The 18,725-nt window shown below is 63.7% G+C and carries 17 protein-coding genes and 1 tRNA gene; 10 read left to right on the plus strand and 8 right to left on the minus strand.

Annotated elements, in window-relative coordinates; all coding sequences use genetic code 11:
• Positions 1 to 22 precede the first annotated feature (22 nt).
• Positions 23 to 1,711: an MFS transporter gene (locus tag F758_RS0128975; protein ID WP_024511174.1), complete on the minus strand. Its 1,689-nt coding sequence runs from the start codon at positions 1,709 to 1,711 to the stop codon at positions 23 to 25.
• A gap of 257 nt (positions 1,712 to 1,968) precedes the next feature.
• Between F758_RS0128975 and F758_RS0128985 the strand changes: the two genes are divergently transcribed.
• The 5 genes from F758_RS0128985 (at position 1,969) to F758_RS0129005 (ending at position 7,656) form a co-directional block, all read left to right on the plus strand.
• Positions 1,969 to 3,357, plus strand: coding sequence for a cytochrome P450 (locus F758_RS0128985; RefSeq protein WP_024511175.1), 1,389 nt, complete (start codon positions 1,969 to 1,971; stop codon positions 3,355 to 3,357).
• A 48-nt stretch (positions 3,358 to 3,405) separates the two neighbouring features.
• A complete protein-coding gene (locus F758_RS0128990; protein ID WP_024511176.1) occupies positions 3,406 to 4,815 on the plus strand; it encodes an adenylate/guanylate cyclase domain-containing protein in 1,410 nt (469 codons plus the stop codon).
• A gap of 250 nt (positions 4,816 to 5,065) precedes the next feature.
• On the plus strand, positions 5,066 to 5,536 hold the full coding sequence (locus F758_RS0128995; protein ID WP_024511177.1) for a tellurite resistance TerB family protein: 471 nt from the start codon (positions 5,066 to 5,068) through the stop codon (positions 5,534 to 5,536).
• 250 nt (positions 5,537 to 5,786) lie between these two features.
• Positions 5,787 to 6,566, plus strand: a complete 780-nt coding sequence (locus F758_RS0129000) for an SDR family NAD(P)-dependent oxidoreductase (RefSeq protein ID WP_024511178.1) — start codon at positions 5,787 to 5,789, stop codon at positions 6,564 to 6,566.
• Between the two features lie 280 nt (positions 6,567 to 6,846).
• Entirely contained in the window at positions 6,847 to 7,656 is an 810-nt protein-coding gene (locus F758_RS0129005) for a glutamine amidotransferase (RefSeq protein ID WP_024511179.1), read from the plus strand.
• A 119-nt stretch (positions 7,657 to 7,775) separates the two neighbouring features.
• On the opposite strand, the gene F758_RS0129010 is transcribed toward F758_RS0129005, so the two are convergent.
• A tRNA-Ala gene (locus F758_RS0129010) sits at positions 7,776 to 7,851 on the minus strand.
• Between the two features lie 230 nt (positions 7,852 to 8,081).
• Between F758_RS0129010 and F758_RS0129015 the strand changes: the two genes are divergently transcribed.
• From F758_RS0129015 to folD, 3 genes are read left to right on the plus strand one after another with little or no spacing between them, the layout of a single operon-like run.
• A complete protein-coding gene (locus tag F758_RS0129015) occupies positions 8,082 to 8,372 on the plus strand; it encodes a YggT family protein (protein WP_024511180.1) in 291 nt (96 codons plus the stop codon).
• Positions 8,373 to 8,419: 47 nt separating this feature from the next.
• A complete protein-coding gene (locus tag F758_RS0129020; protein WP_024511181.1) occupies positions 8,420 to 8,740 on the plus strand; it encodes a DUF167 domain-containing protein in 321 nt (106 codons plus the stop codon).
• Between the two features lie 13 nt (positions 8,741 to 8,753).
• Entirely contained in the window at positions 8,754 to 9,638 is an 885-nt protein-coding gene (gene folD, locus F758_RS0129025) for a bifunctional methylenetetrahydrofolate dehydrogenase/methenyltetrahydrofolate cyclohydrolase FolD (protein WP_024511182.1), read from the plus strand.
• 148 nt (positions 9,639 to 9,786) lie between these two features.
• Here folD and ppa read toward each other — a convergent pair whose 3' ends face one another.
• Together ppa and F758_RS0129035 are read right to left on the minus strand one after the other, a co-directional pair.
• A complete protein-coding gene (gene ppa, locus F758_RS0129030; RefSeq protein ID WP_024511183.1) occupies positions 9,787 to 10,317 on the minus strand; it encodes an inorganic diphosphatase in 531 nt (176 codons plus the stop codon).
• A 312-nt stretch (positions 10,318 to 10,629) separates the two neighbouring features.
• Positions 10,630 to 11,139: a GNAT family N-acetyltransferase gene (locus F758_RS0129035; RefSeq protein WP_024511184.1), complete on the minus strand. Its 510-nt coding sequence runs from the start codon at positions 11,137 to 11,139 to the stop codon at positions 10,630 to 10,632.
• A gap of 461 nt (positions 11,140 to 11,600) precedes the next feature.
• Here F758_RS0129035 and F758_RS0129040 point away from each other — a divergent pair, with 461 nt between their 5' ends.
• Positions 11,601 to 12,008 carry a thiol-disulfide oxidoreductase DCC family protein gene (locus tag F758_RS0129040; protein ID WP_024511185.1) on the plus strand — a complete coding sequence of 136 codons (408 nt, stop codon included), beginning with the start codon at positions 11,601 to 11,603 and terminating at the stop codon, positions 12,006 to 12,008.
• A 60-nt stretch (positions 12,009 to 12,068) separates the two neighbouring features.
• Here F758_RS0129040 and F758_RS0129045 read toward each other — a convergent pair whose 3' ends face one another.
• The 3 genes from F758_RS0129045 to F758_RS0129055 all read right to left on the minus strand — a co-directional run bounded on the left by F758_RS0129045 (position 12,069) and on the right by F758_RS0129055 (position 16,429).
• Positions 12,069 to 13,316, minus strand: coding sequence for a flavin monoamine oxidase family protein (locus F758_RS0129045; RefSeq protein WP_024511186.1), 1,248 nt, complete (start codon positions 13,314 to 13,316; stop codon positions 12,069 to 12,071).
• 159 nt (positions 13,317 to 13,475) lie between these two features.
• A complete protein-coding gene (gene typA / locus F758_RS0129050) occupies positions 13,476 to 15,302 on the minus strand; it encodes a translational GTPase TypA (protein WP_024511187.1) in 1,827 nt (608 codons plus the stop codon).
• A gap of 365 nt (positions 15,303 to 15,667) precedes the next feature.
• Positions 15,668 to 16,429, minus strand: coding sequence for a Crp/Fnr family transcriptional regulator (locus F758_RS0129055; protein WP_024511188.1), 762 nt, complete (start codon positions 16,427 to 16,429; stop codon positions 15,668 to 15,670).
• Between the two features lie 182 nt (positions 16,430 to 16,611).
• Between F758_RS0129055 and F758_RS0129060 the strand changes: the two genes are divergently transcribed.
• Positions 16,612 to 16,998 carry a response regulator gene (locus F758_RS0129060; protein ID WP_024511189.1) on the plus strand — a complete coding sequence of 129 codons (387 nt, stop codon included), beginning with the start codon at positions 16,612 to 16,614 and terminating at the stop codon, positions 16,996 to 16,998.
• 136 nt (positions 16,999 to 17,134) lie between these two features.
• Here F758_RS0129060 and F758_RS0129065 read toward each other — a convergent pair whose 3' ends face one another.
• Entirely contained in the window at positions 17,135 to 18,709 is a 1,575-nt protein-coding gene (locus tag F758_RS0129065) for an alkaline phosphatase D family protein (protein WP_024511190.1), read from the minus strand.
• Positions 18,710 to 18,725: the final 16 nt, after the last annotated feature.

Below are 18,725 nucleotides of genomic sequence, written 5' to 3' on the forward strand. Positions count from 1 at the left end.
GTACTGATAGCGGTGCAGGGAACTACGTGCTGCTTCCTGCGGCGCTCGCGATCACCGGCAGCACGTCGTTGGCGGCACGGTCGGGCGTCTCGTCCTTCCAGCGCACCGAGCCGAACGGCCGCTCCAGCATGCGGCGGATGCGCACCGGATCGGGGCCGATGTGGAAGGCCATCGCCTGCTGATGCAGCGCGCGCTCCGACTGCGTCGCGCGGTTGCGCTGGCGCAGGTAGTCGAGCCAGGTCGGGCAATGATAGCGCTCGGTCCACAATTCGGGATCGGCGATGTCGCGCGCGAGCGACCAGCCATAGGCGCCGTTGCGCTGGCGGGATAGTTGCACGTCCTGCATCACGTTATGGAACGCCCGCGCATTGTCCTGGGCGATGCGATATTCGATTTCGACCACCAAGGGTCCGCTGCGGCCGGTAAGCGCGAGCCGTACCTCGGGATCGGCGAGCACCTCGGCGTCCTCGCCGCGCGCGCCGATGCGTGGCATGCGCAGCCACAGGCCGAGCAGGGGCGAGGCCAGCATCAGGCCGGCCGAGACCAGCAGCGCGATCTCGACGCCCGCGGCATCGGTGAGGCGGCCCCATCCCCAGCTTCCGATCGCGATGCCGCCCGAGATCGCAGCCTGGTAGGCCGCGAGCGAACGCCCGGCCACCCAGCGCGGGGCGGAGAGCTGCACACCGATATTGAACAGCGCCACCGCCATCATCCACACCGCGCCCGCGACCACCAGCGCTGCCGCCGTCAGCACCGGCTGATGGCTGAGCGCCACCGCCGCGATCGACCCGCCCATCGACAACGTGCAGGCGCGGATCGCGGCCTCGCCGCTCAGCCGCTTGCGCACCTCGCCGATGTTGAGCGCACCGATCACCGCGCCGAGGCCAAAGGCGCCCAGCATGATGCCGTAGGTCTGCGCGCCGCCCTGCAGGAGATCGCGGGTCACCAGTGGCATCAGTGCCAGGATGGCGCCGCCGATGACGCCGGTCACCATGGTGCGCATCAGCACGATCTTGATCGAGGGCGAATTGGTGATGTAGCGCACGCCGGATACGATCGCGCGGCTGAATCTTTCACGCGGCAGGCGTGACGGTTCGGCGACCCGCCTCCAAAGGAACAGCGCCGCGATCAACGGCAGATAGAGCAGGGCGTTGAGCGCAAAGGCCGCCACGGCACCCAGGCTTGCCACCACGATGCCGCCGATCGCCGGACCCATGCTGCGCGCGATGTTGTAGCTGATGCCGTTCAGGGCGACCGCTGACGGCAGCGCCTCCGGCGGCACCTGTTCGCTGACCGAGGACTGCCAGGCCGGTCCCATCAGCGCCATGCCGCTGCCGACAACGAAGCACAGCGCCAGCAGCAAGTTCGGCGTGATCAAGCCGAGCCAAGCCAGCACTGTCAGCGCGGTGGCGCCGGTGAGCGCGATCGCGAGCGAGACCAGCGCGACGATGCGGCGGTCATGCATGTCCGCAATCGCGCCGGCCGGCATCGAGATCAGCATCACCGGCAGCATCAAGGCGGTCTGTACCAGCGCGACCTTGTCGGCCGAGGCGGTCATCTGGGTCATCGCCCAGGCGGCACCGACGCCCTGGATCAGGATGCCGAGATTGGAGAGCAGGCTCGCAAGCCAGATGCGCCGGAAGGTGGCATAGCGAAGCGGCGCGGTGATGCCGTCGCCGCTGAGCATCTGGGTTTTTGGCATCTCGGTCATCGCGGGTTCCGTCGGGCCTGCTATGCCTGATTCTTGAGCGCTTGTGATGCCCGGGAAAACTTGTCCCTGTCCAGGTCAAGGTGAGCGATTTGGACTGGAGATGCCGGCTAACAGGCTGGAGGTGAAGGCTGGATCCGACGACGGGCGCGCGGCTTTGGCCCGGCGCGACGGTGCGCTCGACCCGCTGGCGTCGATTGCGGCCTTTGAACCGACTAACTAGCTCTCTAGTGTCTCTGTGATCCCCGACCGGAGGCCCCGTGAGCATCGCTGAAGCCTACGACACGCCCGTCACCCGAGCCCCGCTGGTGCCGCCTAGCCCGCCGCTGGCGCCGGATCATCTGTCGGCCATCGGCCGCATCAGCAGGATGCGCAAGAACGCGATCTCCACCTGGGGACCGCGCGCCTATCAAGAGGACGTGGTCCAGGGCAGATTCTTCGGCCGCAGCAGCTTCATCCTCAATACGCCTGATGCGATCCGGCACGTGCTGGTCGACAATTACGAAAACTATTCGAGAACGCCGGCCGGCATCCGCGTGCTGCGCCCGATGCTCGGCAACGGCGTGCTGATTGCCGAGGGGCGCGCCTGGAAGCATCAGCGCCGCACGCTGGCGCCGGCGTTCACGCCGCGCGCGGTTGCCACCCTCGTGTCGCATATGCTGGCGGTGATCGACGCAACCGTCGCGGAACTGAAAGCCAAGGCCGGGGCGCCGCTTGAGTTGCGCGAAGTGATGCAGCGCATGACGCTCGAGATCGCCGGTCGCACCATGTTCTCCTTCGAGATGGGCCGGCACAACGCGACCTTGCGCGACTTTGTCATGGAATATGCGAACAAGCTGGCGCGGCCGCATTTCCTCGACATGGTGCTGCCGCTGTCCTGGCCGACCCCGCTGGATTTCGCCCGCGCCCGTTTCCGCAAGCGTTGGACCGCCTTCATCGCGAAGCTGATGGCGGAACGGCGCGCGGCCGGCAAGAATGACGGCGCGCCGCCGCGCGATCTGTTCGACCTGATGGGCGAGGCGCGCGATCCCGAGACGGCCTTACGCTTTTCCGAGGAGCAGCTCGGCGACGAGGTCGCAACCATGATCCTCGCCGGGCACGAGACCACCGCGCTCACGCTGTTCTGGTCATTGTATCTGCTCGCGCTCGATCCCGCGACGCAGGACGAGGTGGCGGAAGAGGTCAGCAGTGTTGCCGTAAATGGCGCGCTTGACCTCGATCGGTTGAAATTCACCCGCGCGGTGATCGACGAAAGCCTGCGCCTCTATCCGCCGGCGTTCTTGATCGCGCGGGCGGCAACCGCGCCCGATACGGTCGTGGGACTGCCGGTGCGCAAAGGCGACGTCATCATGATCGCGCCCTGGCTGCTGCACCGCCACGAAAAGATATGGCGGCAGCCGGCAGCATTCATCCCGCAGCGTTTCATGCCGCCCTCACCGCCGCCCGACCGTTTTGCCTATCTGCCGTTTGGCGCTGGCCCAAGGGTCTGTATCGGTGCGCATTTCGCTCTCGTGGAGGCGACGCTGGCGCTGGCCAAACTGATCGCCGCATTTCGGGTCGGGTTGCAGGATACGACGCCAGTGATGCCGGTCGGCGTGGTCACGACCCAACCGGACCACTCGCCGTTGTTTGTCATCACGCCAAGATAGTGAAGGGGGATTGTTTCGAGCTCTCCACAATCCCATTTAGGCTTACGCATGAGCGACATTGCCGCCCAGATTTCGGTTTTGAAACAGACCGCCGACCCGGCCGTCGCCGATGCGATCGGTCAGTTGATTGCGACCGGCGCGGATGCCGAGCTCAATCGCATCAACGTGCTGGATTTTTCCAGACGCACCTCGCTCGACGAAGAAAAAGTGATATCCGGCTTCCTGCATGCGTCCAGACTCGGGCTGTTTGACCTGAGCTGGAACGTGCTGTGCCCCGGCTGCGGCGGTGTTCTCGGTGCGCACGACACGCTGAAATCGCTGCGTCCCGATGACTATCATTGCGGTCTGTGCGCCTGCGGCTACGAGCCGTCCGTCGACGAGCAGGTCGAGGTGGCCTTCACCGTCAGCCCCAGGGTCAGGCGGATCGCCGCGCACGACCCGAACTCGCTGCCTTTGTGGGACTACTACAGGCAGGTGTTCTGGAGCTCCGGCATCGATCTCAATACCGCGAATTTTTCTTCGCTCACCGATGAAGTGACGCTCGAAGCGCTGGAATTGCCCGCAGGCGAGAAGGCCGTGATGTCGCTGCAGCTTCCACAGCAATTCATCATCCTGTTCGAGCCGGTAACGCATTCCGCCCACTTCATCGACGTCCAGGGCGAGCCGACCAAAGAGCGCCAGCAGTTCGGGCTCGTCTACAACAAGCTGCATCCGCCGACGGGCTCGATGACCATGCGGCCTGGCCCGCTGCGATTGTCGGTCGACAATCAGGCCGGCGTGCGGGTGCTGCCCTCCGTCTTCATCGCCGGCGATGCGTTGCATGAGCTGCTCGGCAAGCGCAGGCCATTTCTCACAGCGAAGCGGATGCTGTCGAATCAGACGTTCCGCGATGTCTTCAAGGCCGACAATCTCAATGTCGACCAGCGGCTGAAGATCACTTCGCTGACCTTCTTGTTTACTGATCTCAAGGGCTCGACGGCACTCTATGAGCGGGTCGGCGATCTCGCGGCCTTTGACCTCGTGCGGGCGCATTTCCGCGCGCTGCTGGAGATCATCGCCTCCGAGAAGGGCGCGGTGGTCAAGACCATCGGCGATGCCGTGATGGCGACCTTTGTCCGTCCCGAACACGCGCTGATTGCGGGCTTGCGCATGCGCGCGGCGATGGACGAGCTCAACGAACAGCGTGGCAGCAACGATCTTCTTCTCAAGATTGGGATCCACGAGGGCTCGTGCCTGGCGGTGATGCTCAACGAGCGGCAGGATTATTTTGGTCAGACCGTCAACATCGCATCGCGGGTGCAGAGCCTGTCGACCTCGCGCGAGATCCACGTGACCGCGCCGGTGATCGACACGCCGGCCGTGGTCTCGATCCTGCAGAAGCAGGCGATCACGCCGATACAGAAGCACGCGGCGCTGCGCGGCATCGCGGACAAGATGGTGGTGTACGAAATACCGTAATTCCAGGCGCCGTCATTCCGGGCGATCCAAGGGATCGAACCCGGAATCTCGAGATTCCCAGATCTGCAATTGCACATCGGAGTTCGATGCTGGCGCATCGCCCCGAAATGACGCGAAAGAGACAGCGGCATTGCCGAAACGTAATGTCGCTGGCGGATTTTTGCGGATTGTGCGGGCTTATATTTCCACTCATATAGTCGGGGAGGAGCCGCCATCCCGGCGGAGAGTTGAACGATTGCGGTAGGAATCGATGCTGGACGGATTGCGCCAATTCATTGCCGACGTTGTTTCCCCGCAAGGGAATCGCGCCTTTGACGACAATGGATATCAGCTCGCCGCCACGGCGCTGCTGATCCACGTGATCTCGCTCGACGGCGACCCTTCCGAGCTCGAGAAACGCAAGCTGCACAGCCTGATCGAAAACCGGTTCGGTCTCGATCCCGGCGCTGCCGACCAGTTGATCCGCTCCGCGACCCTGGTCGAGGGCGAGGCGGTGGACCTCTATCATTTCACCAGCGTCATCATGCGTGAGGTCAATGAGGAGGGGCGGCTACGCATCGTGGAGATGATGTGGGAACTCGTCTATGTCGACGGCGAGGTCAGCGAGTTCGAGGACAATGTGGTCTGGCGCGCGGCCGACCTGCTCGCCGTCTCCTCGCGCGACCGGCTCGAGCTCAAGCATCGTGTCGCCGCCAGGCGGCAGGCCGCAGCGGGTGCCTGAAGTCGCGGCGGCGATCTGCCACGCTACGCCACAAATCCGGCGCTGCCGACATGAAGAAACTTTAATGTAGGGGCCGATTGTTCCTCCCCTGACGCGGCAACCCCCGGCAAATCCAGTGCTCGTTCAGCGGGAGCTCGATTTTTGCGCACGGCGCCATGCTCGCGGACGGCTTGCATCGCCCCGCAACCCTATGCTCTCGTCCCGGCGTTCCCGACGAAACCCCCGCAGTTGAATTTAAGGCCATTGGATCGTGACCGAACGTGTGACGCTGATTACGGGTGCCTCGGCAGGCATAGGCACCGAACTGGCGCGCGTTTTCGCAGGCAATGGGCACCGCGTTGCCCTGGTGGCGCGGAGGGTGGACCGGCTTTCCGCACTGGCTGATGAACTCAAGGCGCAAGGCAAGCCCGCGCCCATCGTGATCGCGTGCGACCTCGAAGCCAGGGATGCCGGCGGCACGATCGAAGCGGCGCTGGCTGCCGCCGATGTCGAAGTGGAATATCTCGTTAACAATGCCGGCTTCGGCCTGTTCGGGACGTGCGTTGAGCTCGATCGCGAGGGCCAGCTCGGCATCGTCGACGTCAATATCCGTGCGCTGACCGATCTGTGCGCGCGTTTTGCCAAAACCCTGATCAAAAACCGCGGTGGCCTGCTCAACGTCGGCTCGATCGCCGGCTTCCTGCCGGGGCCGGGAATGGCGGTGTACTACGCCTCCAAGGCTTATGTGATCTCGTTCACCGAGGCATTGCGCAAGGAGCTGGAGCCATATGGCGTGCGGGTCACCGTGCTCTGTCCCGGTCCGGTGCGCACGGAATTTCAAACGCGCGCCGGCTTCGAGCCCGGCTTCGATTCTGCCATTTTGGACGTTCCGCCGCGGGAGGTCGCCGAACAGGCCTATCGCGGGCTGATGGCGAACAAGCGCGCCGTCCTGCCTGGATTGGGCATCAAGCTTGTGCCGCCACTGCTGCGCCTGTTTCCGCGCGGGTTCATCCTCGCTGCGGTCGGGCGTTTCCAGACGCAGAAGCGCTAACACTTCGGTCGTGTCTCATCGAAACGCTCCAAGCGCTGACCGTCACCCTGAAGAAGCCGCGAACCGGCCGTCTCGAAGGGCGACGGCCGCGGCTCTCGCAGCAGGCCGTTCACTCTTCGAGGCTCGCTTTCGCGAGCACCTCCAGCGACAAGCGGCGTGGCCGTTTGCGCGGGGATGGCGGTGCGACACTGGCTCTGGCCCGCCATTTGCTTTGCGTATGAGAGCGCTCACCCGAAATTAACAATTGCTTAGCTATGCTTTCCCGCTGAGCACCAGAACTATGTCCAACCGGTCGAAGCATCTTCATGGTCGAGACGTGCTGCCCTTCCCCGCGGGAAGGGCGACGGCCAAAGCGACCCTGGCGGCCGGGCCAAAGCTCCCGGTGCTCATCGTCCTGCATCAGGAAACGTCGACGCCCGGCCGGGTCGGCAACGCGCTGCGCGCGCTTGGGCATCGGCTGGACATCAGGCGGCCGCGTTTTGGCGATGCTTTGCCGGAAACGCTGGACGAACATGCCGGTGCCGCGATTTTCGGCGGGCCGATGAGCGCCAATGACGGCGACGATTACATCCGTGCCGAGATCGACTGGATCGGCGTCCCCTTGCGCGAGCAGCGGCCGTTCCTGGGGATTTGTCTCGGCGCGCAGATGCTCGCCAAGCATCTCGGCGCGCGGGTTGCGCCGCATCCGCAAGGCCGGACGCAAATCGGCTATTACCCGATCCGCCCGACCGATGCCGGACGTCTTCTCTGCCCGGATTGGCCGGATCAGGTCTATCACTGGCATCGCGAGGGCTTTGAGCTTCCTTATGGCGCCGAGCTGCTCGCCGAAGGCGACGATTTCCCGGTGCAGGCGATTCGCTACGACAATTGTTTTGGCGTGCAATTTCATCCCGACGTGACCTACGCCATGATGCATCGCTGGACCACGCGTGGCTGCGAGCGGATGGATGCACCGGGCGCCCGCCCCCGCCATCATCACTTCGCCGATCGCGCGGTATATGATGCCGCCGAGCGTGCGTGGCTTGCGCATTTCATGCAGGAGTGGCTGGCGCGTGAGCCGGTCACGGTGCTGGCGCAGGCAGCGGAGTAGGGGGGCAGGCGTGTGCTGGAGGAACTATTGATAGAGCCCGTCTTCGCCCTGCGGGCTACGCCGGGCACGCTTCACCTTCGGCTGCGCGGGCTGCGCCACGCGTAGCCGAAGGCGAAGCGTGGTGGAGCCAGGCGGGATCGAACCGCCGACCTCATCATTGCGAACGATGCGCTCTCCCAGCTGAGCTATGGCCCCGTCCAGTGGACGTCTGTCTGGAAATATATAGGGACGCCCGACGATCGCGCCATTTAAGTCGGCGCCATTGCCAAGTCAATTCTGAAGTCAATCGCGAGGTCGAGAACCGCGAGGTCGGACCTTTTCACGCGGCTTTGGGCGGGAAGTTCCCTTGTTTGGGCGGTGGGGAACCGATATCTAGCAGAGGTTATCCCCGCGACCGCAGCCCCAAGCCCCCGAGCCCTTTCCCCATGCGAGCCGTTCTCGACATCGTTCTCATCGTCCTCGATCTCTATATCTGGCTCTTGATCGCATCCGCGATCCTGTCCTGGCTGGTCGCTTTCAACGTGGTGAATACGCGCAACCAGTTCGTCGCGGCAGTCGCCGAGTTCCTCTATCGAATCACCGAGCCGCTGCTGGCTCCGATCCGCAATATCCTGCCCAATCTGGGCGGCCTCGATATTTCGCCGATCATCCTGATCCTGATCATCATGTTCATCGAGCGGGTGATTACGTATTACATCTATCCGGCGGTGTTCTGATCCGCTAGCTGGGCGGATGCTTGATGGATCCTGCCATGGATCCCTCTATGAATCCTTGGCGCTATTCGAATGATGGTATCACCGTTGCGCTTCGGGTGACGCCGCGCGGCGGCCGCGACGGCATTGACGGCGTCGAGACGCTGGCGGACGGCCGCAGCGTGGTGAAAGTGCGGGTTCGTGCCGTCGCCGATGGCGGCGAGGCCAACCGCGCCGTGATGGAGCTCTTGGCTAGGGCGCTCGGCGTGCCCAAGGCCAGGGTGCGGTTGCTGTCCGGCGCGACCTCGCGGCTCAAGCAGGTTGCGGTCGACGGCGATCCGGCCAAGCTCGGCGAGGCCTTGCGCGCGTTGACGCTGGAAAAGGACAAGTGATGGAAGGAGCAGCATGACAGCTCGCATCATCGATGGAAAAGCCATTGCCGCCGATCTTCGCGCCCGCGTCGCCGGCGAAGTCGCGCGGGTCAAGCGCGACCATGGCCTCCTGCCCGGGCTCGCGGTCGTCTTGGTCGGCAACGATCCGGCCAGCGAGGTCTATGTCCGCAGCAAGCACAGGGAGATGCAAGCGGCCGGCATGGCCTCGTTCGAGCATAAGCTGCCGGCCGATGTCAGCCAGGACGAGCTGCTGGCGCTGATCGGCAAGCTCAACCGCGATCCGGCCGTACATGGCATCCTCGTGCAATTGCCGCTGCCCAAAGCCCTCCACGCCGAGACCATCATCAACGCCATCGATCCCGCCAAGGACGTCGACGGGCTGCATCCGAATAACGCCGGACGGCTCGCCGGCGGCTTTACCGCGCTTGCGCCCTGCACGCCGCTCGGCTGCATCATCCTGAGCAAGACTGTGCACGCCTCGCTCGAGGGCATGAACGCCATCGTCATCGGCCGCTCCAATTTGGTGGGGCGGCCGCTGTTGCAATTGCTGCTGAACGAAAACGCCACCGTGACGATCGCGCATTCGCGTTCGCGCGACCTGCCAAGGCTCTGTGCGCAAGCCGACCTGGTTTATGCCGCGGTCGGCAGGCCCGAAATAGTCCGCGGCGACTGGATCAGGCCGGGGGCGACTGTGATCGACGTCGGCATCAACCGCTTGCCTGCGGAAGGCGGCAAAATGCGGCTGGTCGGAGACGTCGCATTCAAGGAAGTCGCAGAGGTAGCCGGAGCAATCACGCCGGTGCCCGGCGGCGTCGGACAGATGACGGTGGCGTGCCTGCTGGTGAACACGCTGCGCGCGGCTTGTGCGATCGCGGGGCTGCCGAAACCGGCCGTGTGAGGATTTGCGGCTCGTCGTTCCGGGGCGCTCGCGAAGCGGGCGAACCTCAGATGCGCAATTGCGCATGGGGAACCTCGAGATTCTCAGATGTGCAATTGCACATCAGAGTTCGATGCTGCGCATCGCCCCGTAACGACGGTGCTAAATCTTACTTCTTCTTCGCCCGTTCGATGCCCTCGAGGATCAGCTTATGCGCTTCCTCGGGGCCGCCCCAGCGCAGCACCTTGACCCATTTGCCGCGCTCCAGATCCTTATAATGCTCAAAGAAATGCTGGATCTGGGCCAGCGTGATCTCGGGCAGGTCGCTGTAGGTCTTCACCCGGTCATAGCGCTGGGTCAGTTTTGAGGAGGGCACCGCGATGATTTTTTCGTCGCCGCCTGCCTCGTCCTCCATGAACAGCACGCCCACGGGACGCGCGCTCATGACCGCGCCGGGCACGATGGCACGGGTGTTCGCAATCAGGACGTCGCAAGGGTCGCCATCGTCGGACAGCGTGTGCGGGATGAAGCCGTAATTACCGGGATAGCGCATGGCGGTATAAAGAAACCGGTCGACGATCAGCGTGCCGGCTTCCTTGTCCATCTCGTACTTGATCGGCTCGCCGCCGACCGGCACTTCGATGATGACGTTGACTTCGCGTGGCGGGTCGTTCCCGATTCTGACAGCGTCAATACGCATGAATGGCTCCGTGGCGCCCGGACGTCAGGCGCTCTGAGAAATGCTGATACAAGCCAAAGCGCGCTGAGACCAGAGCGTGTTGACTTCGTCCGGGAGCGCGATGCGATCGGGGACGATCGTCATCTCTCTCCAGGTTGTGATTGAGCATGATCTTTTCCGGAAAGAGCCGCTGCGCACCTTGCGCCAATGCGGCGGCCCTCCGGTCCGGATCGTGCTCTGGGCGTCATCCCGGTCTGTTATTGAAGATGGTCTTGTTCGGAAAACCGACGACCATTTTGTGCTAAGGCGGCCTCTTCAGGGACCAGAGCCGTTTTAGTTGGTCCAGGCGAAGGCGACCTTGTCGAGCGATTTCGGTCCGAACCGCTCCGACGAGCGGGCGACCATGCGGCCGCCAAGGGCGCGGTAGAATTCGGTGGCGGGATCGTTGTCAGAGAGCGCCCAGACCACCATGCTACGCAAGCCGCTCTGGGCCAGATCGCGCTTGGCTGCGGAGAACAGGCGGCGGCCAAAGCCGAGGCCCTGGAACTCCGGCCGCAAATAGAGCTCGTAAATTTCGCCTTCGAAATGCAGGCTGCGGGCGCGGTTGCGACCGTAATTGGCGTAGCCCGCGACCTTGTCTCCGAACACCAGCACGCTGACGCGGCTGCCTTTGCGGATGGCACTGTCCCACCATTGCGGGCCGCGGCGATTGATCAGTTTTTCGAGCTCGGCGCCGGGGATGATGCCCTGATAGGCCGCGCGCCAGGCTTCATCATGCGTAGCCGCCACCGCAGCCGCGTCTGCAGCTTTGGCCGGCCGGACCTCGATCAGGGTTGTGCTCATGGCGATGATCAAACCAAGTCCGCGGCTTCGCTTCAAGGTCTATCGTTAATTATCGGTTAACCTGTGGACTTTCTGCATCAGTTTTTGGTGAGACTTGTGCCGGAAAAGGACAATGCGCGGCATAAGGCAGCAGTCTTCGGAACGCGCAGGCAGGCGGCAGGGCGGCAAGCTCGCGTTGAGCGGCTGCGTCTGTCAAAAACGCACTGGATTTGATTCGGCGCGGCCTGTTTGCCGCCGCTCTCGAAGCACGAGGCAGAACTTGGTGCGATCCTTGGTTGCAGGTCTTGCTTTGCTCCGACTGGGCCTCGCCTGCTGCTCCGGTGCCGCCGCGCAAATCGCCTTTCGCGCTGCGGGTGCGGAAGGTTCGCTGCTTCGCGTGCGGCAATGGCTAGTACCGTCCCCGATGTTGCGCGGTGGCTTCCCACGGGCCGCCGATATTGCACAACAGATGACGTCCTGAGATGACGACTTGGCCCGACGATGACGTGATCCTGTATGATGGCGTGTGCATCTTCTGCTCGCGCTGGGTGCGCTTCGTCGCCGCGCGCGATGCGGATGCGCGGTTCCGCTTCACGGCGATCCAATCGCCTTACGGCACGCGGCTCGCGCAGGCCTTCGGCATCGATCCCGACGATCCCGATACCAATGCCGTGATCCATGGCGGCGTCGCCTATTTCAAATCGGATGCGGCGTTGACCGTGCTCTCGCGGCTGCCCGCCTTCGGCTGGACTCGCATCCTGTTTGCTGTGCCAAAGTCAATGCGTGACGCCGTTTACAATCTCGTCGCGCGCAATCGCTACCGCATTTTCGGCAAGTATGACTCGTGCTTCGTGCCGGACGCCGCGCTGCGGACGCGGGTGATGGAATAACTCGTACTGTGATTCCGGTTTCGGTGCTGTCGCACCGCCCTGGAATGACGAGTTCGACGCCTATGGTTTCCCAATCGCCGCCAACACCTCCCTTGCGGCGCGTTCGCCGGAATCGCGGGCGCCGTGGGCGGTGGAGAAGAAGTTCGGCGAGGTGGCTTCGCCGGCGAAGAACAGGCGGTCATCGACGGGCGCGGCGAGGATGGCGCGGTCCCCGGCGTGTCCCGGAAGTGCGTGCGAATAGGCGCCACGCGCAAAGGGGTCATGGGCCCAACGCGACTCCGCAAGCGGCGTAAGCTTGCGGCGAAAATCATTGCCGAGAAAGGAGACGATCTCGTCGATGCTGGCCTGGGCGAACGCGCCCGCACCTGCATCCTCCAGCGCCTTGGCATAGCGGCCGCCGAAAAATCCCTCGATGCAGGGCTGGCCGAAGGGGCGGATGTGATAGGTGCCCATCTCCGTGCGCATGGTGAGGCCCCGTAAATTCCCGTCCTTCGGCAGCGCCTCCGCATCCGCAAGCAGAAGCGTCACCTTATCGTCCACGCCGAGCGGCAGGCCTGCCGCGGCATCCACCTTCGCAGGGATCGCGGGAGAAAAGCGGATGGCCTCGTCGGCGATCAGATTGGTCGGCACTGTGACGATCACCTTGTCGGCTTGAAGCGTCCCTAAAGAGGTCGTCAGGCGCAGCCGTTGTCCCGAATGATCGACCAACGTGACATTGCAGTTGAGGACGATCGGAAGCGACTCGCCATAGGCCGTCATCAGCGCGCCATAGCCGCGCCGCACCCGCCAGTTGACGTTGGTGTCCTCATAGGCGTCCATGTCGAGGATTGAGACCTGGTCGAGTTCGCAGCCGTTCACGTAGGTCGAGATCGCATCGATCATCGGATTCCAGCGATTGCCTGGCTCGAGATAGAGGCTCGCGGGCGCATCCTCGCCTTTGAGCGCCGCCTCATAGGCGCGCTCGTAGAAGGCGTCGAGCGCGCGGAAATAATCGTCGCGTTCGTCTTGCGGAAAGGCTTTGCCATAGGCGCGCTCGCGCCACGGCGGGAGGGTCTTATCGACCTCGAAATTCAACTGTTCGGCAATCGCGACGAAGGAGTTCTGGTCGGCCGAATGCAGCCAGCCGCAGCCGACGTCGAAGATCACGTCAGGAGCGGCCTGCACGGTGTAGCCGCGCCCGCCGATGCGATCGCGCGCTTCCAGCACGATTGTCGTCAGGCCGGAGTTCCTCAGCCCGTGCGCGGCGCCAAGCCCTGCGGCACCTGCGCCGATGATGGCGACGTCGACTGAGGAGGGGAGGGAGCCCATGGCTCGGCTGTAGCACGTTCGCGGGAGCGGCTAAAGCCGCCGCAAGCATAGCCGTCATCACCCGCGCATGCGGGTGATCCAGTATTCCAGAGGCCGGAGTCATATACTGATAGACCGCGGCATACTGGATTCCCCGCATTCGCAGGGAATGACTGAGAACTACGCCACCGCTTCCTTGGCCTTTTCGGCGCGCTTGCGCTCGTTCGGATCGAGGAACTTCTTGCGCAGGCGGATGGATTTCGGCGTCACTTCGACCAGTTCATCGTCCTCGATATAGGCGAGCGCCTTTTCCAAGGTCATCTTGATCGGCGGCGTCAGCCGCACCGCCTCGTCTTTCGAGGTGGTGCGGATGTTGGTGAGCTGCTTGCCCTTGAGCACGTTGATCTCGAGATCGTTATCGCGGGTGTGCTCGCCGACGATCATGCCCTTGTACACCTTCCAGCCGGGCTCGATCATCATCGGGCCGCGGTCCTCCAGCTTGAACATGGCGTAAGCCACGGCCTCGCCCTGGTCGTTGGAGATCAAGACGCCGTTGCGGCGGCCCTGGATCTCGCCCTTGTAGGGCGCATAGCCGTGGAAGAGGCGATTCATGATCGCGGTGCCGCGGGTGTCGGTGAGGAGTTCGCCCTGATAGCCGATCAGGCCACGGGTCGGTGCGTAGAACACCAGCCGCAGGCGGTTGCCGCCGGACGGCTTCATCTCGATCATCTCGGCCTTGCGTTCGCTCATCTTCTGCACGACGACGCCGGAATGCTCCTCGTCGACGTCGATGACGACCTCCTCGATCGGCTCGAGCGTCTGCCCGGTCGCCTCGTCCTTCTTGAACACCACGCGCGGCCGCGACACCGACAGCTCAAAGCCTTCGCGCCGCATGGTCTCGATCAGGATCGCGAGCTGCAACTCGCCGCGGCCGGACACTTCCATCGAGTCCTTGTCGTCGGCTTCGCGGACGCGCAGCGCGACATTGCCTTCGGCCTCGCGCAACAGGCGGTCGCGGATCATGCGGCTGGTCACCTTGTCGCCCTCGGTGCCCGCGAGCGGCGAGTTGTTGACGATGAAGGACATCGACACTGTCGGCGGATCGATCGGCTGCGCCGGCAGCGGCGTCTCGACCGACGGATCGCAGAAAGTGTCGGCCACGGTGCCCTTGGTGAGGCCCGCAATGGCGACGATGTCGCCGGCCTCGGCCTCATCGAGCGGCGTGCGCTCCAGGCCGCGGAAGGCGAGAATCTTGGTGATGCGTCCCTGCTCGATGGTTTTGCCATCGGCGGACAGCACCTTGACCTGCTGGTTCGGCTTGATGCCGCCCGAGCTGATGCGGCCGGTAATCAGGCGGCCGAGATAGGGGTTGGCTTCCAGGATCGTGCCGATCATCCGGAACGGCCCTTGCTCGATCTTTGGCTCTCCGACGTGGCGCAGGATCAGATCGAACAACGGCTCCATGCCGGCGTCCTTGGGCCCTTCCGGGCTTTCCGCCATCCAGCCCTGCTTGGCCGAGCCGTAGAGGATCGGGAAATCGAGCTGCTCCTCGCTGGCATCGAGCGCCGCGAACAGATCGAACACCTCGTTGATGACTTCGGTCGGCCGCGCGTCGGGGCGATCCACCTTGTTGATCACGACGATCGGGCGAAGCCCGACCTTCAGCGCCTTGGAGACGACGAACTTGGTCTGCGGCAGCGGGCCTTCGGCGGCATCGACCAGCACCAGGGCGCCATCCACCATGTTCAGGATGCGCTCGACCTCGCCGCCGAAATCGGCGTGGCCGGGTGTGTCGACGATGTTGATGCGGGTGTCCTTCCACTGCACCGAGGCGGCCTTGGCCAGGATGGTGATGCCGCGCTCGCGCTCCAGATCGTTGGAGTCCATGGCGCGCTCGGCGACCTTCTGGTTTTCGCGAAAGGTGCCGGATTGCTGCAGCAGGCGGTCGACCAGTGTGGTCTTGCCGTGGTCGACGTGGGCGATGATGGCAACGTTGCGGAGTTTCATGCAGTGCTTCTTTTCAGTCCAGGCAATGACGTAAAGCCGCGATCTCGCCTGATAACGGGACCTGTTTTCCGTTAACGCTCAAGACCTGAGATATCAGAGCGCGATGACCCTTCTTCGAAGGGCCGTCCCACTCCTTGCTTTGATTCGCGCATGATCGTTTCGGACAACCAGGCCCCGGCCTTGCGCTCGCGCGGCCCTCCGGGTTCCGGATCATGCTGCGGGATGGTGCGACACCCCAAAAAGGAAGCCCGGCCGATAGACCGGGCACCTTTGACGCGTTTGCGCCGCAATATATTCAGGAAACGCCAAAAAACAATGGCTTGTTTGGCCGGTGAGGGCCGATTTTAGGCGCCAATCGGGCTCCCTCAGGCCCCCTCTTCCTCGATCGGATAGACCCCGCTCAACACCTCCTCAAAATGGTTCTTGACTGACTGGTTGCAGAGACAGGCGCGTCCCTTCAATGCCGTGCGGTCGCGCACCCGGATGGCGCCGCGCCTCGTCTCGAGAATTCCTTCGGCCTTGAAAATCTGGATCACCCGGCTGGTATAGCTGCGACCGACGCCAAGCAGGGTCGAAAGCTGCTCATGGGTCAGCGGTACGATCTCCTCGGCATCGGTACGCTCCATCGCGGACATGATCCATTTCGCGGTCCGCTGCTCGATGGAGTGGATCGCGTTGCAGGCGGTCGACTGGAAGATCTGCGCCAGCATGCAGTCCGCGTACCGGGTAAAGACGTTGCGCAGGGTCTTGGACCGCAGCTTCGCCGCGTCGAGCCGGTCGACGGGCAGGCGCACGAACGGCCCGCCGAATTTCACGGAGATGCGGGTGTAGGCCGGCAGATATCCCTCGCTGACAATGCCCCCCACCGCGCCCTCACGGCCGACCAGGATGGTCTCGACATCGCGACCGTCTTCGTTGGCGACGAGGAAGGTGGCGAGACTCGGCCCGCACGGAAAGTGCACCACATTGACCTTGTCGCCGGGGCTGTAGAGCAGCTCGTCGGGCTCTCCTTCCTCGTAAGAAAGATGCGGGGCAATCAGCGCATAGTCATCCGCATCGAGCCGCCGCAGTAGATTATTGTACGGCCGGTCAATGACCACGGCCGTTTCATCACGTCGCCTCAGCATCGCCAAGGTCCCTCCTCCACCGGCGAGGATAATGGCCAGGCGGTTCCGAGGTTCCGTTCAGAAGTGCGCAGACAGTGAAAGTTCTTTGTGGTGGTTTCATCTTCGGGAACTCACCGACGCGCCTTCGGGGCAGGCGGGTCCGCCGATCTCACCCCAATCAAACCTTTAGAGATCCCGTACTCATGGAACCGGAGTCTTCCGACGGCCCTTCGGGCCTGCCGCTGGATGTTCTGATCGTGGAGGATGATCCGATCATCGCGCTCGATTTCGAGGACAGGATTCGCGGCTGCGGGGTGAGGAGGGTGCGATCGGCTAGCAATGTGGCAAGCGCGCTCACGATGATCCGCGAACGCGCACCGGACTTCGCCTTGCTCGACGTGTCGTTGATGCGCGAGAAAAGCTTTGCGGTCGCCGAAAGGCTCGACGCGCTGAGCATCCCGTTCGTCTTCGTTACCGGGTATGGCGGTGATGCGAACGTCCTGGAGGCGTTCGCGGACAGGCCAAGATTGAGCAAGCCGTGCACAACCAAAGCGCTGGAAGCGGCACTGCGGCAGGCGCCGCGATCGTAGGCAACGCGCAGGGTATCGAAATGGACTGCAGGGCTTCCCGTCACCTTCAGGCGGCCGCGGAGCCTCGTCGGGCCGCGCTTTGCGCGGACCCGTTGGCGCCGGCACCTCAAGGATGACGGGTTTGCGTGTGCTTCGATCACCCCAGCTTCGGATCGAGTGTGGTCGACCACAGTGCGACATCGGCGCGGTCGCGCAAGGTCACGGTCATCTGTCCGGTCGCGCCGTCGATCTTGACATGGCCGAAGAACTGCATGCCCTCCGATGGAGGCAGGTTCTGCTTGCCTTCACCCGGCGCCTTGATGAAGCGCACTTCGGGGCCGAACGTGTTGTCGAGTTCGTTCGGTCCAAAGGTGCCGGCATGCAGGGGGCCGGAGACGAATTCCCAGAACGGCTCGAACTCCTGGAATTGCGCCTTGCCCGGATTGTAGTAGTGCGCGGCGGCGTAGTGCACGTCCGCCGTCAGCCATACCGTGTTGTGGATCGGCGCGGTCTTGATGAAGCGCAGGATGTCGGCGATCTCCAGCTCGCGGCCGCGCGGCGGTCCATCGCCTTGCGCGAACGCTTCCGAGCCGCGCCTGTTGGCCGCGTCGTCATAAACGATCAGGCTGAGCGGCATATCGGAGGCGATCACCTTCCAGGTCGCACGCGAGCTCAGAAGCGAGCGCTTCAGCCAGGCCATCTGATCCGGGCCGATGAAATAAGCATCGGGACCATAGGTCTCCTGAAGATTGGGCCCGTTCGCGCCACGATAGCTGCGCTCGTCGAGAACGAAGACGTCGAGCAGCGGGCCGTAGCTGATGCTCCGATACACCCGCCCCGGTTCAACGATGCTTTCGCGGATCGGATACATCTCATGGAAGGCGCGTGCCGCGCGCGGGGCGAGGAGCGCGATGTTGCGTTCTTTGTAGGCGGCGGGAAGCTCCTTCGAAGCGGACCAGTTGTTGGTCACTTCATGATCGTCCCACTGCACGAAGATCGGCACCTCGGCATTGAAGGCGCGCACATTGTCGTCGAGAAAATTGTATTTGTGCGCGGCGCGGTACTCCTCGAGCGTCTCGGCGACCTTGGCCTTTTCCGGAATGGTGAGATTCTTCCAGATCTTGCCGTCGGCGAGCTTCACCTCGGAGGAAATGATGCCGTCGGCATAGATGGTGTCGCCGGAATGCAGCAGGAAGTCGGGCCGGTGCTTGCGCATGGTCGAGAAGGTGAGCATGCCGCCGTCGTCGGGGTTGATGCCCCAGCCCTGGCCCGCGACATCGCCGCCCCAGACGAAACTGACGTCGCGCTTGTCGGACGGCGCGGTACGGAAGCGGCCGACCACGGGTTCGCTCTCGACGCCAGTATGGGCGAGATCGCGGAACTTCACGCGATAAAAGATGTCCTGGCCGCCGGGCAGATTTTCCAGCAGCATTTTCGCAGTGAAGTCGCTTTCCGGCAGCGCAGCGATCGGCGGCAGCGCGCGCGCATCGGCAAAGGACTCGGATGTCGAGACCTCCACCAGCATTTGCGAGGCGCGATCGGCGCGCGCCCAGACCACGCCGCTATCCGACGATACGTCGCCGGACTGCACGCCATGGGTCACCAGCGGCCGGTCGGCGGCGCGGCTGAGATAGGGCATCGCGATCGCGCCGATGCCCGCACCTGCCGCGGTGGAGAGGAAACGCCGGCGGGAGATTGGGCGGAATTTGTTGCGGGTGATTTTGATGGCCATGCGAGCCTCGGGGCTT

Source organism: Bradyrhizobium sp. ARR65, from assembly GCF_000472385.1.
Lineage (GTDB): Bacteria > Pseudomonadota > Alphaproteobacteria > Rhizobiales > Xanthobacteraceae > Bradyrhizobium.